Source organism: Microterricola gilva (assembly GCF_004217495.1).
In the GTDB taxonomy this organism is placed as follows: domain Bacteria; phylum Actinomycetota; class Actinomycetes; order Actinomycetales; family Microbacteriaceae; genus Microterricola; species Microterricola gilva.
The window spans coordinates 463,874-478,504 of sequence record NZ_SHLC01000001.1; the positions used below are offsets into that span (position 1 = coordinate 463,874).

The window sequence follows — 14,631 nt, forward strand, 5'->3', positions numbered from 1 at the left end:
ACCGTCGTGGCAGCGATCGGCGCACCGATCTGCGCGGTGAAGGTGCGACAGCCCGCGAGCTGAGCCCGCCTCACTTCGGGTGATAGTCAACACCCCGAACTAGGGGCTACCGGCGCGCCCAAAGCGCGCGCTACGTTGTCACGCTAGATAAAAACTCGAGCGCGTTCTTGCCCTACACAACTGCGGCTGCTCGGGAGTGCCGCAGCACGCCTTTTTCCCGAGGAGGTCATTGTGGCTACATTGTCAGAAATCCTGATCCTTCACGGACATCTGCCGATCGAGCATCTTGACTCAGTGTCTGCACCTGGCAGCAACGAGGAAACCGTCGTGCGCGCGCTCGTCGAGCGCGGTGTGATCTCTGAGATTCAGCTCACCAAGGCCCGTGCGGCCCAGGCCGGGCTCCCCTATGTCGAGCTGCTCGACTTCCCCGTCGACCGCGTCGCCGTCGCGCTCGTCAGCGCCGCGGTCTGCCGACGCCACGAACTCCTGCCCGTTGCCGTCTCCGGCGATCGCATCGCCGTCGCCATGGTGAATCCGGGCAACGTCTTCGCCATCGATGATGTGCGCGAGGCCTCCGGCCTGCACGTCGACCCGATCGTCGCCGAGCGCAGTGATCTGCTTGCCGCCATCGCCCGCTACCACCGCGCAGACGACGAACTCAGCGACCTCACCAACACCCTCGAAGAAGAGAACGCCCCGCAGGAGTCCACAGACTTCGGTGTCGGCGACCCCAGCGACGACGACGCGCCGATCGTACGCTTCGTGAATCTGCTCGTCAGCCAGGCCATCCAAGACAAGGCCTCCGACATTCACATCGAACCGGCCGAGCGTGAGATGCGGGTGCGGTACCGCATCGACGGCGTCCTGCACGAGATGCAGGCAGCCCCCAAGAGCATTCAGAACGGCGTGATCTCGCGCCTCAAGATCATGAGCGACATCGACATCGCCGAGCGGCGCAAGCCGCAGGACGGCCGGATGTCGGTGAGCCACGGCGGACGCAAGATCGACCTGCGCGTGGCCACCCTGCCGACGGTGTGGGGCGAGAAAGTCGTCATGCGAATTCTCGACAACACCAACACCAGCCTCGATGTGCGCGATCTGGCGCTACTCGACTACAACTTCGAGGCGTACAAGACGAGCTACTCCAAGCCGTACGGCATGATCCTCGTCACCGGGCCTACCGGTTCCGGCAAGTCGACGACGCTGTACACGACGCTCGGCGCCGTCTCCCGCCCCGAGATCAACGTGATCACCGTCGAAGACCCCGTCGAGTACCGCATGCCGGGCATCAACCAGGTGCAGGTGAACCCCAAGGCCGGGCTGACCTTCGCCAGCGCACTGCGCAGCATCCTCCGATCCGACCCCGACGTGGTGCTCCTCGGCGAGATCCGTGACCACGAGACAGCGCAGATCGCCATCGAGGCATCCCTCACCGGCCACCTCGTGCTCTCGACCCTGCACACCAACGATGCCCCGAGTGCGATCACCCGCCTCACCGAAATGGACATCGAACCGTTCCTCGTCGGTTCTGCCCTCGACTCCGTCGTCGCCCAGCGCCTCGCCCGGCGACTCTGCGATCGCTGCAAGGCGCCGAGCGAACTCGACCCGGAGTACGTCTCCGGACTGCGGTTCAGCTTCGACCCGAGTCAGCCGCGGCCCGTCGTGTATGAGCCGATCGGATGCCAGAGCTGCTCGAACACGGGGTACCGCGGTCGCATCGCGGTGCACGAGGTGATGACCGTCAGCGAGGAGATCGAGCGCTTGGCCGTGGCCCGTGCATCGAGCGCCGAGATCGGCCGGCTTGCACGCGAGCAGGGCATGATCACGCTGCGCGAAGACGGATGGGAGAAGGTCAAGATGGGACTGACTTCGATCGAGGAGATCCTGAGGGTGGTGTCCTGACCCATGTGGAGAAAACGGAGAGACACGATGGAAGACGCAACGAACGAGACGCAGGGCGCCCCCGTTGACGCGGACGCGTCGTCGGCCGGATTCGATGACTTGTTCGCCGAGTTCACCCAGCGCGCACAGGCGGCCGGGCTCTCCGTGCCCGGCGCAGGCTCCACCGTTCCCGACGTCACCGGCGTTCCCTCGCCGGTCGCGGCAGCAGCTGAAACGACCGCGCCCGAGCCGCGCCCGCGCCTCGTCGTTCCGCCGGTCGGTGCTCCGTTCGGTGCCACATCCGCCCCGGCGGAAGCCGCGCCGATCGCCGAGCCCGTAGCCCCCCACTCGGACGCGCACGCACCCGCGTACTCGGCGCTGACCACGCGCCCGGCGCCGGTCGCGGCCGCGGAAGCCGCCGAGTTCGAGGTGCATCGCTTCGACCCCATCGCCTACGCCAGCGGACTGGGCGCAGACCCAAACCCGCCGGCCTTTGATTCCCAGATCTTCACGCCGCCCGTCGCCGACGTCTCGGAGGAGGAACTGCTCCGCGAGCTCGGCTTCACCGAGCCGGCAGAGCTCGCGGAGGAGCCTCTGGGGGAGCCCACACCGACCGCTGCTGCTGCCGAAGCGCCGGCCTTCGACGACCGCGACTTCGACGCGGCGCAGTACCCGCCCCCGGCACAGATGGTGCCGGTCTTGGAGCTGCCGGCCCCCGACGCCGTTCCGACGGAGCCGATCTTCAAGGCGCGGCCATATGTCGTGCCGCCGCCCGCCGAGGCGGCCGCCCCCGAGGCCGCCGCGCCCACCACGCCGATCGACATCAGCGTCGAGCCGGCCGGCCCCGCGGATGCCGAGATCCAGGCCGACACCGACGCCGACCTCGAGTTCGCAACGCTCAGCCCCCTCGAGCGCGCTGCCCTCGAGCACGCGGATGCCGGCCTGGTCGCCGCCCTGCAGCAGGTCGTGCTGCAGCGGGCATCCGATCTGCACGTCACCAGCGACGCGCCGCCCATGGTGCGCATCGACGGCGGGCTGCGCCCCGTCACCGAGGGCGCCCAGCCATGGTCGCAGGAGAAGGTACTCACCGCACTGCTCACCCTGCTCAGCGACGAGCAGCGAGAGCGCTTCGAGCGCGAGCTCGAACTCGATTTCGCGTTCACGATCTCGGCCAACGCGCGCTTCCGCGTGAACTTCTACCAGCAGCGGGGGGCAGCAGGCGCGGCCTTCCGTCTGATCCCCACCGAGATCAAGACCCTCGGCCAGCTGGGCGTGCCCGAGAACATCGGTGATTTCTCGCAGCTTCCCCGTGGTCTCGTGCTCGTAACCGGTCCAACCGGTTCCGGTAAGTCGACCACGCTGGCGTCGCTGATCGACCTGGCCAACAGCACCAGGGCCGACCACATCGTCACGGTCGAAGACCCGATCGAGTTCCTGCACCGGCACAAGAAGTCGCTGGTGAACCAGCGTGAGGTCGGAAACGACACGCACAGCTTCGCCAATGCGCTCAAGCACGTGCTGCGCCAGGACCCCGATGTCATCCTCATCGGTGAGTTGCGCGACCTCGAGACGATCTCCGTCGCGCTCACCGCAGCCGAGACCGGCCACCTCGTCTTCGCCACCCTCCACACGCAGGATGCCGGGCAGACCATCGACCGTGTCATCGACGTCTTCCCACCGCACCAGCAGGACCACGTGCGCGCTCAGCTGGCATCCACGCTGCAGGGCGTCGTCTGCCAGACGTTGGTGAAGCGCGCCAGTGGTTCGGGGCGTGCCGTCGCCACCGAGGTGCTCAGGATCACCCCCGCCATCTCCAACCTCATCCGCGAGGGCAAGACGTACCAGATCGCCTCGATGATGCAGGCGGGCCGTGACCTCGGCATGCACACCATGGACCAGCACCTCGCCCAGCTGGTGAACGCCGGAACCATCACGCAGCAGGCTGCGCGCGAGAAGGCGCACGACCTCGACGGCTTCACCCGCCTGCTCTCCGGCGTAGAATCTCCGACCGAGTCGGCTGCACGCGCCCTGCAGGCTGGCGGCATCGACTTCGGTGACGCCTACTCGACGGCGAAGCGCTGATGGCCGGCCTGGTCGCCTACGCCTATTCCGGGCGCGATTCCGGGGGAAAGCTCGTCAAGGGCAAGCTCGAGGCGACGAGCGAGGGGGCTGCTGCATCCCGCCTGCACACCATGGGCATCTCGCCCATCGAGGTGTCTGTGGCGCCGGCCGGCACCGGGCTCAACCGCGAGATCAACATCGCCGGGTTCGGCGGTGGAGTTGGGCTCAAGGACCTCGCCATCATGAGTCGGCAGATGGCCACCATGATCGGCTCGGGTCTGTCGCTGCTCCGCACCCTCAACATCCTCGCCGAGCAGACCGAGAACAAGACGCTGGCCGGCATCCTCGGCCAGGTGCGGGACGGCGTCGAGACCGGCGTCTCGATCTCCGAGGCTTTCGCCGCACACCCCGACACCTTCCCGCCCATCATGGTCAACATGGTTCGGGCCGGCGAGACCGGTGGCTTCCTTGACGACGCCCTCGAGTCCATCGCAGAGAACTTCGAGAAGGAAGTGAAGCTGCGCTCGACCATCAAGTCGGCGATGACGTACCCAGTGATCGTGTTGGTCATGTCCCTCGGCGCCGTGCTGATCATGCTGATCTTCATCGTTCCGATCTTCAAGGAGATGTTCGAGGGCATGGGATCGGAACTGCCGCTGCCCACGCAGCTGCTTGTCACGCTCTCCGAATCGATGATCTGGTTCGTTCCGCTGCTCCTCGTGGTCAGCATCATCTTCGCGGTGTGGTGGAGCAAGAACAAGAACAGTGAAGAGGTGCGCAAGTTCAAGGACCCGATCCTGCTGAAGCTCCCCGTCTTCGGCAAGCTGCTGCAGAAGATCGCCGTCGCTCGTTTCGCCCGCAACTTCTCCAACATGATCGGGGCCGGCGTGCCGATCCTGCACGCCCTCAAGATCGTCGGAGAGACGTCGGGCAACTGGGTGATCGAGAACGCCCTGAATGAGGTAGCGGAGTCCGTGCGTCAGGGGCAGTCGATCTCGGCCCCGCTACTCGCACAGCCGGTGTTTCCGCCCATGGTCACCCAGATGATCGCCGTCGGCGAGGACGCCGGATCGCTTGAGACGATGCTCGACAAGATCGCCGACTTCTACGACCAGGAGGTTGAGGCGGCCACGGAGCAGCTCACGGCGGCCATCGAGCCGCTCATGATTGCCTTCCTCGGCGTCGTGATCGGCGGCATGGTGGTCGCGCTGTACATGCCGATCTTCGGCATCGCGGGAGCCGTCAACGGTTCGTGAAGTCAGTGAGAGTACCTCACTCACTGACTCACCTTTGCCGACTGTAAGGAATACACCCCATTACTGGGGGGCATAATAAGTGGAATCACCCCCAAACTGGGATATTCAAAGCGAACTCCCAGCACTAGGCTCAAGTTCCGGTCGAACTTCGGCTGGCCCCGTCACCCTACTGACTGATCGGAACCCACCATGCGCACCATGCTCAACACCCTCGGAGATCGCCGCACGGCCCTCCAGAACCAGGACGAGCAGAAGGGCTTCACGCTCATCGAACTCCTCGTCGTCGTCATCATCATCGGCATCCTCGCAGCCATCGCAATCCCCGTGTACCTCGGCATTCAGGACAGCGCGAAGGACAGCGCGGTCAAGTCCGACCTCACCAACGCTAAGACGGCAGTCGTCGGCTTCTACACGGACAACCCGTCCGCGACCACCGGACCCGCCCTCACCGCCGCAGCGCTCGGCAAGTACGGCTTCAGCACGACGGATGGCGTCACGCTTGCCTACAAGACGGCCCCGACCACCTCGGGTTCGGACTTCTGCATTGACGGCACCCGCAGCAACAGCACTGTCAAGTTCAGCATCACTGCCAATGGCAGTGTCGCGAACGTGGCCTGTTCCTAGCTGACAAGTGAAAGGTGGGGTGTCGCACGCGGCGCCCCACCTTTCTGGCTCGGTAACACAGAACGACAGTCCCGACCCCAACCACCCCGACCCCTACTTCGTGGGAGGTGAAGAATGAAGCTCGTCCGCAAACGGATGCCTGCTGAGGACGATTCCGGAGTTGGCCTCATTGAGATCATCATTGCGATGATGCTTCTGGCGATTATCGCCATAGCGATTCTCCCCACGCTCATTCAGGGTCTCAAACTGTCCTCCGCGAATGCGACCTTTGCCTCGGCCACCGCGATTGTTAACGGGCAGCTTGAAGACGCCCGGTCGTACAAGAGCTGTGCCGCGGTTACGCCGACCAACACGACGGCCACCGATGCGCGGGGAGTCACACTGAAGGTCGTGCGAACCGTCGGCACGTGCCCGGCGGCGCTCGTCAGCTATCCCGCTTCTATTCCGGTGATCGTCACCGTGACGCGCGCCGACACGGGGGTCATCATCTCCGCACGTACCTCCGTCTACGTCGAGGGGCCGTGAGATGCACAGGGTGGCCACAGCGGAACGCGGATTCACACTCGTCGAGCTCCTCGTCTACATGCTGCTCATGGTGCTGGTGTTGGCGGTGGCCGGCGGGCTTCTCAGTACAACCCTCATTCAGTCGACGACTGTTCGTGCAGTCGACAACTCGTCGACTGCAGCGCAGCTCGCAGCGGATTCGATCGAAACCGGGATCCGCAATTCCTCGGACTTCAGTCTTTCGACACCGATCGGCAACGATCAGCTGCTCGTCGCCCGCGTGGCGTCAAACGACGCGACACTCACCTGGAGTTGCGTGGCGTGGTACTACTCGGCTTCCGGACGCAGCTTGCGCATGACACGATCCGCCACGGCGATCGCGGCCCCGACGGCTGCCCAGCTCTCATCGTGGACGCTCTTGGTCGATGGCGTGAGCCCAATCAGTGGCAACAGCGTCTTCGCAACCACAACGGGGCGCCGACTCACCATCGCCTTCAACGGCCTTGCGGGCGATCATCCGCCTGTGGCCATCACAACGTCCGCATTCGGTCGAGCGGGAGCAACAGGGAGCGTGTCATGTTACTGAGGCAGATTCGTCCAGCTGTGCCAGAGCGAGGATCGGCTCTGGTCGCCGTGATAGGCGTCATGGCGATCGCGCTCATCCTCACCGCGGTTGTCGGCGGTTCGCTGGTCAGCGGAATGGGGTTCACGAGCGCGACCAGGGCAGGGGTGCAGTCGCAAGCGGCTGCCGACGCCGGCATCGCCGCTGCCCGCGCCGGGCTCAATACTGTTGGCAATTGCGCGGCGCAGCCGACGCCGGGCAGGTACGTGTCGACGGTCGAGCCGAAGTACACCGCAACGCTGCAGTACAACGCCGGAGCGGGCTGGCAGAACGGGTGCCCGACGGGCGCAACCACGCAGGTTCGCATCGTGTCGAAGGGCACTGCCTCGGCGAAGGGCCTTGTTGGTCGATCCTCCGGCGATAGCAGCACCGTAGAAGCAGTGGTTGGCTGGCTCACGCCGGGCGTCGCACCTAGCGGAATCGGAATGTACCTCTACAAGGGCGGCCTTTTCGAGGCGAACTCCAACCTCGACCTCTCCGAGATCGATGGTGCGGGGCTTATGGTCAAGGACGGCAATCTGGACTGCGAGAAGAACAATTCCAAGATCAACGGCAACGTGTTTGTCAACGGAAACCTCACGTTCACAGGGAGCTGCACTGTGCTCGGTGACGCGTGGGTGACCGGTACAGCAACGCTTGGTTCCGGCCGGATCGACGGAGACCTCACCGCTGGCAGCGTGAGTCCGACGAATCCCAAAGCAACGGGGCAGGTTGGTGGCCGGTTGAACCCACCCGGCGCGGTCGCCCCGGTGGTGCCGGGGTGGTCTGAGGTGACGTACAAGCCGGGCGACTGGCGGGATGAAAGTGGGACGCCGTACGAAGTGAAGGTCTTGTCGGGCTCCGCGTGCAAGTTCACCAACGGCCAGCGGATCGGCGGCACGATCCCTGGAAAGCCCGTGATTCTGAACGCGCTCGCTTGCTCGAATGGCGTCGAAGCGGGCAACAACGACGATGTCGTGCTCACCAGCGACGTTGTGATCTTCGCCAACAAGTTCACGGGCAACAATGCGGGCAGCTACACCTCGAGTTCGACGGCGGTTCGCCGGCTCTGGTTCATCACGCCGGACCCAGTACCAACCGATGGCAAGCCGAGCTGTGTCTCACCCGCCGATGACTTCGTGGTCAAAAACAAACTCGAGATCAAAGCGCCCGTGGAGGCCTTTCTCTACACGCCGTGCAAGTTCGATGCGAAGAACACCTTCACCTGGAACGGCCAGCTATATAGCGGCGAGTACAGCGACGTGAAGAACAATTCGGGATTCACCTTCGCCCAGATGGGGATCGCGGGCGTGGATCTCGACACCGGCTCAGCCACGACACCAGTTCTGCAGCCGAAGCCCGGAGCCCTCGTCTCGAACCGCGATCTCGCACCGGTGGGGCCGTGATTCTGTGACCCCACTCGCCGCTCCGCAGCTCTTGACCGCTCTCACGCTCGCCGTGGGGCTGTTCGGGCTGCTCATCGGCTCCTTCCTCAACGTGGTGGTCTACCGCGTGCCAGCGGGCCTCTCGATCGTCTCGCCCCCGAGTGCCTGCCCCGGGTGCGGCGCGCAGATCCGGCCGGGCGACAACGTGCCGGTGCTGTCGTGGCTGCTGCTGCGGGGCAAGTGCCGCGCATGCAGGGAGCCGATCTCGGCTCGCTACCCTCTCGTTGAGCTCGGAACCGGGCTCGCCTTCGCCATCGTCACCGTGTGGCTGGTGGTCTTGGTTTCGACAGGTGGGGTTTCGACAAGCTCAGCCAGCGGAGACGGCTCAACCAGCGCGGTCGTCGCCAACGTACTGATGCTGCTCGCCTACCTGTACCTCGCGGCGATCAGCATCGCGCTGGCCCTGATCGACATCGACACGCACCGCCTGCCGAATGCGATCGTGCTGCCGAGCTATGTCGTCGCGGCGGTGTTGCTTGCGGCATCCGGGCTGATGGCCCAAGACTTCGACGCGCTGCTCTGGACAGCGATCGGCGGAATCGCCATGTGGATGGCCTACTTCGTGATGGCGTTCATCTACCCGGCCGGCATGGGCTTCGGCGATGTGAAGCTCGCCGGCGTCCTCGGCCTCTACCTCGGCTTCCTCGGTCTCGGGCCGCTGCTCGTTGGGGCGTTCGCCGCCTTCGTGCTCGGCGGAATCTTCGCGGTCGTTCTGCTGATCACGAAGCGCGCCGGGCGCAAGAGCGGGATTCCGTTCGGGCCGTGGATGCTGCTCGGGGCGTGGCTCGGCATCTTCTGGGGCGACGCGATCTGGCAGGGCTATCTGGGACTGATCGGACTGTGACACAAATGCCGACGATGACGAATTACACGAAAGACCAGCTCGGGCAACGGAGCTGTGCGCAACATCCGAAGGAGTGGATCTGATGGCCAACAGTGTCGTAGGTGTCGACATCACGAGCACCGCCGTGCGTGCGGTGGAGGTGGGCGATCCGGGGCGCAGCAAGGCGACGGTGCTGCGCCACTTCGAGATCGCTCTGCCCGAGGGTGCTGTGAGCCGTGGTGAGGTCATCGAGACCAACACGGTTGCCCAGGCGCTCAAGCAACTCTGGGCCCGCGGGGGCTTCAAATCGAAGGACATCGTGCTCGGCATGGGCAACCAGCGGGTACTCGCCCGTGACCTGACGGTTCCGAAGGCGTCGTTGCGTCGCATCCGCGAGTCGCTGCCCTTCGAGGTGCACGACATGCTTCCCGTTCCCGTCGCCGACGCCCTGCTCGACTTCTACCCCGTCTCGGAGGGGGAGAGCGAACACGGGCCGGTTGTGCACGGCCTTCTGATCGCTGCGGTCAAGGCCGCGGTGCTCGGCAACGTCGCCGCCACCCAGAAGGCCGGCCTCAACACCGTCGACGTCGACCTCATCCCCTTCGCCCTCACCCGCGCTCTCATCTCGCGCCCGGGGATCGCGGGCACTGCTGCGCTCGTCGACATCGGCGCCGACACGACAACGGTCGTGATCGCGCGCGACGGCGTTCCGCAGTTCGTGCGCATCATCCCGACGGGCGGCGACGACATCACGGTCGCGCTGCGGAGCGGGCTCGAGACTGATACCGCCGGCGCCGAGGGCGTCAAGCGCTCGCTCGGCCTGGCCAGCTCGGTGGCCTCGCGCGAGGAGCAGGCGGCCGTCGAGGTGATCTACCGGGTCGCGCTCGAGCAGCTGAGCAGCCTCCGCAACACCATCAGCTACTTCGTCAACACGCGACCGGAAGATCCGGTGCAGCAGATCGTGCTGAGCGGCGGCGGGGCGCAACTCCCTGGCCTCGTCAACGCCCTCGGCGAGATGACCCGACTGCCCGTCGTACTCGGAGACCCGTTCTCGAACGTCAGCATCGCCCGATCCGCCGATGAGGAGCAGCTTCGCCAGCGCGGTTCCACCTTCACCGTCGCGCTCGGACTGGCCCTGGGGAGTGCAGCATGAGCCGCCAGTCGAAAGAAGACCAACTGATCATCGGCGCGGAACCGCGCGTCGACCTGCTGCCACCGGAGGTGCTCACGGCACGCGCAGCGAAGGCGACGCGGCGTCGACTCGGCCTCGGCGTCCTGGGCGCCATCGCAGTGGTCGTGCTCGGCGTCGGTGCAACCTTCGCGCTCTCCGTGCAGGTGCAGGTGGACTTGCTCACCGCGCGGGCCCGCACAACCGACTTGATCATCGCGCAGGGGGAGTACGCCGAGGTCACCCAGGTGCAGGACCACCTCGACCTCGCCCGTGCCGCCCAGCAGGTCGGCGCCTCGACCGAGATCGCGTGGAAGCCCTACCTCGACCAGGTGCAGGCGACCCTGCCGGCCAGCGTGAGCATCGACCAGGTCACCATCGACTCGGCAACTCCGATCGCCGTGTACGAACAGGCGACGACGCCGCTGCAGGGGGCCCGCATGGCGACCATCAGCTTCAGCGCAACGAGCGCGGTGCTGCCGGACGTGCCGGCCTGGCTCCGCTCGCTCGCGACCCTCCCGGGATTCGCGGATGCGCTGCCCGGCTCGGTCACGCTCGACGAGGAGACCGGGATCTACACGGCGTCCATCACCATGCACGTCAACGACGCGGCGTTCTCGGGGCGTTTCGCCCCCGAGGTTCCGGCCGATGAGGCCGCGGCGGATGCCGGCACCGACAGCACAACCGCCGACGCCACCGCGTCGGAGGAGGGAGAGTAGACATGGACACGAACCGCCTCTGGACGATCGGCTCTGTGCTGCTCATCGTCGCCGTGCTCGGGCTCGGCTTCCTGCTCGGCGTCCAGCCGCAGCTTTCCGCGATCGCCACAGCAAACACCGAGCGGGCCGCGGTGGACGCCACGAACGCCGCAGCCGAGGTGAAGCTCGCTGCCCTGAAGAAGCAGTTCGAGGGGATCGACGAGCTCAAGGCCGAGTTGGCCCCGCTCGTCGAGTCGGTGCCGACGGGGGCGAACGCACCTGAACTGGTCGACCAGCTCGACGCGCTCGCCAAGGGCGTCGGAGTGACGCTCACCTCGATCACCGTCAACGATGCAGAGCAGTACACGCCTGTCGCCGCGCCCGCGCCGGCACCGGCCCCCGAGGCGGACGCCGCGTCGGAAGCGGCATCGGCCGACACCGCAGCCGTCGTGCCCGAGCCGGCAGCCCCCGCCGCCGGTGCGCCGCCCGTCGTGAACCCGCTCGTCACCTCGGGCAACTTCGCGGTGCTCCAGGTGCAGGTGGTCGTGAAGGGCAGCTACCCCCAGGTGCTCGACTACGTGAACGGCCTGCAGACCGGCAAGCGACTCTTCCTCGTCACGACGCTCGCGACGACGAAGAACTCTGAGAACGACGGCGTCGTTGAGGCGAACATCGGTGGGCTCGTCTACGCGGCGCTGACTCCCGATCTGATCGGCGCCGACCTGATCGCAGACGCACAGTAGAAGTGGGCGGATGCCGCAGCCGCGGCATCCGCCCACCTCGAAGAAACGGCCCCCTTTCGCACGGGAAGGGGGCCATTTCTCCGAGTTCGGCGCGACACACCCGACTTTGTCGCGGGAGCTGCCGCGAGGCTCATGACGATTGTTGCGGGGCATTGCTACAGTTACGGCTGAACTGGGCGCCATTGTGCGCGGGAGGAGAGTCAGCATGAGCGACACCACGCCGGAGCACGAGAACAACGAGGGCGAGGTCAGCGAAGCGCACGACAGCGAGTCGGGCGGGGCTGGAACCGTACCCACGAACGATGAGGCGATCGATCTCGCCAACGAGCCGGAGTCCGCTCCTGCCGCGAACACCGCGGTCTTCGACGACTCGGTCTTCGCAGAGACAGCGGCCGGAGAGCCCGTCGCCGCCGATACGGATGTCGCAGCCGCTGCCGACTGGTCCGAGCCCGTTGCCGCCAAGCCCGTTGCGGCCGAGCCCACGGTCCAGGACGACGTGCACGACACCGTCATCGTGGAATCGGCGCCGGCAGCACGCGCCGAGCCAGCCCCTGCCGTACCGGTGGAGGCCGCCGAGGTTCCCGTTGCGTACCCCGTGGCACCGGTCGCTCCGCAGCAGCCGGCTCCCGAGATTGACTACGCCGCGGCCGGCGTCGGAGCTGCGGGTGTCGCCGGTGCCGCAGCAGCGGCATCCGCCACGCCCGGCGCCCTCTACGACCCCGCGACGACGAGCCCGACCGGCCAGTACGTCGCCAGCCCGCAGCCGATCTTCGTGCAGGCTCCGACGCCGCCGGCCAACAAGGGCAACCGTGGCATCGGCATCCTGATCGGCCTGCTCGCAACGCTCGCCTTCGCCCTGCTCTACGCTGCAGGCACCTACCTGATCAGCCTGAGCCAGAACGCGAGCGTCGAAACCGCGAGCGAGAGCTTCGCGCTGTTCATCAGCAAGCCGGTGTTCTACATCCCGGTGATCTTCTTCTTCGGCGCGTTCGCGCTACTCGTCGCGATCGTCAACCGGGGCGGCTGGTGGGCATACGTGCTCGGCGGTTTCGCCGTCGCCGTGATCGTGTACTTCTCCTTCATCGGCGGTTCGCTGCTCACCGTGAACGCCTGGGAGATGACCCCGAGCCAGGCCGCCCAGTTCATTGCCGGCCAGTGGCTGAACCCGGTCGCGATCATCGCCGCGATCGCCGCCCGCGAGGTGCCGATCTGGTTCGGCGCCTGGATCGCCGCCCGCGGCCGCAAGGTGACCGCCCGCAACATCGAGGCCCGGCGCGAGTACGACCGCGTGCTGGCTGAGGGCCCGACGCTCACGCGCCCGTAGCGTTCGCGCGACACGCGCTAGAAACGACACTGTCGCTGCAGAACTTTCTGCAGCGACAGTGTCGTTTCTGCAGCCCACCGTCGGTGGCATAGTGGAGACAAGCCCGATGGGAGCAGGCCATGATCCCGCTCGATGAAACCGAGTACCGCCGATACGCGTCGACCCTCGCCTTCTTCGCGCTCGGCCTCTACGTCGCGCTCGTCGTGGCGAGCTTCGGCATGCTGAGCCTGTTCCTCGATCGGGAGGTGGTGGCCCAGACGGATGCCGGCCCGCTCGTCGGCCCGATCATGGTCGGTGCCGCGACGCTCGCCCTCTTGCTCGTGATGTGGGCCGGCGTCGGCCGAGCGGGGCACGCGATGCACACCGTGCCGGTGAGCATGGTGCTGCTCGCGGCCGGGCTCAGCTACCTCTTCTACGGCTTCGCCGGTGGCGTCGTCTACGGGCTGAACGCCGGCAACGCGGTGGTTCCCGACGAGGGCACCGGAGTCGGCGGAGTACCGACCGAGCCGATCAGCGCCCTGCTCTTCCTCGCGGAGCAGCTGACGAGCCCATTCGCCGCCGCGGTCGCGCTCTGGGCCGGCATCGTCGCGCTGCTGTACTTCGTGCTGCTGATCTGGCGGGCCCACGGTGGCCAGCGCCCGCGCTGGCCGTGGGAGAAGCGCTCGCAGTAGGGGTGCAAAGCCTGAAGCGGTTGAAACCGGCCCAGTATCCGGTTCGGTTCTAGGGATTTCCTGATTTTTGGCTGCCGCCTTTCGCGACGCTTCGCGTCGCGCTCGCGTCGGTCACGGCTTGGGAGTACCGTTTGAGCTTATGGAGGGCTCGATCGAGGCGCGCGTCAGCCACGAGGTCGACCTCTGGCTGCGCTGGCTGCCCAAATGGCAGCCGGGGACCCACCGCGCCCGGATGCGACTGTGCCGCACCTGCTTCGGCTCGCCTGTGATCGCGGCGGCCGGCCTGACCACCGACGTCCCGCATGCCGTTCAGCACAGCATGTCGATGCGGATGAAGCTCATCATCGATGCCGCCGTCGACGACTACACCGATCGCAATCTGCCGCTGCTGCAGCGCGAGCTCGAAGAGGCCGAGCGCCGCGATCGGGCTCGGCACTATCAGCCGAGCGAAGGCCTCGACCCCGAGGCGGCCGGGCTCGAACTCGACCCGGAGCCGGAAGACGGCCAACCGTTCCTCTTCACCCTCGGCGGGCTCGCCGCGAGTTCTGCCCCGGATGCCGCGGGCGCCGGCCGGGAGGCCGAGGCATCCGCGCCCGAGCTCTCGGATGAACCGCGGCCGCTGTCGGACGAGGAGAAGCAGGCGATCCGCGCCGAGGTGCGGCTCGCCGACGAGTTCGCGCAGCAGGTGGGACGCCGCGTCTGCGCCGAGCTGGTCAAGCACCGTGAACGGATCACCGCGGGTATCGCCACCTTCGTCGAGCCACAGGTCGTCGCGCTGCTCGCGGACCTCGGCCGCGAGCTCGACTCGCCGATGTGGCCGAGCTCCTGACCC

14 protein-coding genes are annotated in these 14,631 nt (G+C 66.5%); all 14 read left to right on the forward strand.

The window, feature by feature from the left end; all coding sequences use genetic code 11:
• The first annotated feature begins 231 nt into the window (after positions 1 to 231).
• The 14 genes from EV379_RS01985 to EV379_RS02050 all read left to right on the forward strand — a co-directional run bounded on the left by EV379_RS01985 (position 232) and on the right by EV379_RS02050 (position 14,628).
• The gene (locus EV379_RS01985; protein ID WP_130504679.1) at positions 232 to 1,902 is read left to right on the forward strand and encodes a GspE/PulE family protein; all 1,671 of its coding nucleotides are present in this window, start codon (positions 232 to 234) and stop codon (positions 1,900 to 1,902) included.
• Between the two features lie 27 nt (positions 1,903 to 1,929).
• On the forward strand, positions 1,930 to 3,963 hold the full coding sequence (locus EV379_RS17470) for a type IV pilus twitching motility protein PilT (protein WP_207226179.1): 2,034 nt from the start codon (positions 1,930 to 1,932) through the stop codon (positions 3,961 to 3,963).
• On the forward strand, positions 3,963 to 5,198 hold the full coding sequence (locus EV379_RS01995; RefSeq protein ID WP_165397260.1) for a type II secretion system F family protein: 1,236 nt from the start codon (positions 3,963 to 3,965) through the stop codon (positions 5,196 to 5,198). The genes EV379_RS17470 and EV379_RS01995 overlap by 1 nt, the downstream gene beginning before the upstream one ends.
• Before the next feature lie 189 nt (positions 5,199 to 5,387).
• Positions 5,388 to 5,822 (forward strand): type IV pilin protein, encoded by a 435-nt coding sequence (locus EV379_RS17575; protein ID WP_130504680.1) that lies wholly within the window; start codon positions 5,388 to 5,390, stop codon positions 5,820 to 5,822.
• A gap of 114 nt (positions 5,823 to 5,936) precedes the next feature.
• On the forward strand, positions 5,937 to 6,347 hold the full coding sequence (locus EV379_RS02005; RefSeq protein ID WP_130504681.1) for a hypothetical protein: 411 nt from the start codon (positions 5,937 to 5,939) through the stop codon (positions 6,345 to 6,347).
• A 1-nt stretch (position 6,348) separates the two neighbouring features.
• The gene (locus EV379_RS02010; RefSeq protein ID WP_130504682.1) at positions 6,349 to 6,912 is read left to right on the forward strand and encodes a prepilin-type N-terminal cleavage/methylation domain-containing protein; all 564 of its coding nucleotides are present in this window, start codon (positions 6,349 to 6,351) and stop codon (positions 6,910 to 6,912) included.
• Between the two features lie 59 nt (positions 6,913 to 6,971).
• Entirely contained in the window at positions 6,972 to 8,333 is a 1,362-nt protein-coding gene (locus tag EV379_RS02015; protein WP_130504683.1) for a hypothetical protein, read from the forward strand.
• Between the two features lie 4 nt (positions 8,334 to 8,337).
• Positions 8,338 to 9,216: a prepilin peptidase gene (locus EV379_RS02020; protein ID WP_242616195.1), complete on the forward strand. Its 879-nt coding sequence runs from the start codon at positions 8,338 to 8,340 to the stop codon at positions 9,214 to 9,216.
• Positions 9,217 to 9,298: 82 nt separating this feature from the next.
• Positions 9,299 to 10,348 carry a type IV pilus assembly protein PilM gene (gene pilM, locus EV379_RS02025; RefSeq protein WP_130504684.1) on the forward strand — a complete coding sequence of 350 codons (1,050 nt, stop codon included), beginning with the start codon at positions 9,299 to 9,301 and terminating at the stop codon, positions 10,346 to 10,348.
• Entirely contained in the window at positions 10,345 to 11,082 is a 738-nt protein-coding gene (locus EV379_RS02030; protein WP_207226180.1) for a hypothetical protein, read from the forward strand. Before pilM ends, EV379_RS02030 begins: the two co-directional genes overlap by 4 nt.
• A gap of 2 nt (positions 11,083 to 11,084) precedes the next feature.
• Complete coding sequence (locus EV379_RS17105) at positions 11,085 to 11,804, forward strand: hypothetical protein (RefSeq protein ID WP_165397262.1); 720 nt, start codon at positions 11,085 to 11,087, stop codon at positions 11,802 to 11,804.
• Positions 11,805 to 12,009: 205 nt separating this feature from the next.
• Positions 12,010 to 13,128: a hypothetical protein gene (locus EV379_RS02040; RefSeq protein WP_130504686.1), complete on the forward strand. Its 1,119-nt coding sequence runs from the start codon at positions 12,010 to 12,012 to the stop codon at positions 13,126 to 13,128.
• Positions 13,129 to 13,247: 119 nt separating this feature from the next.
• Entirely contained in the window at positions 13,248 to 13,799 is a 552-nt protein-coding gene (locus tag EV379_RS02045; protein ID WP_130504687.1) for a DUF6121 family protein, read from the forward strand.
• A gap of 139 nt (positions 13,800 to 13,938) precedes the next feature.
• Entirely contained in the window at positions 13,939 to 14,628 is a 690-nt protein-coding gene (locus tag EV379_RS02050) for a spermidine/putrescine ABC transporter substrate-binding protein (protein ID WP_130504688.1), read from the forward strand.
• The last annotated feature ends 3 nt before the right edge of the window (positions 14,629 to 14,631 follow it).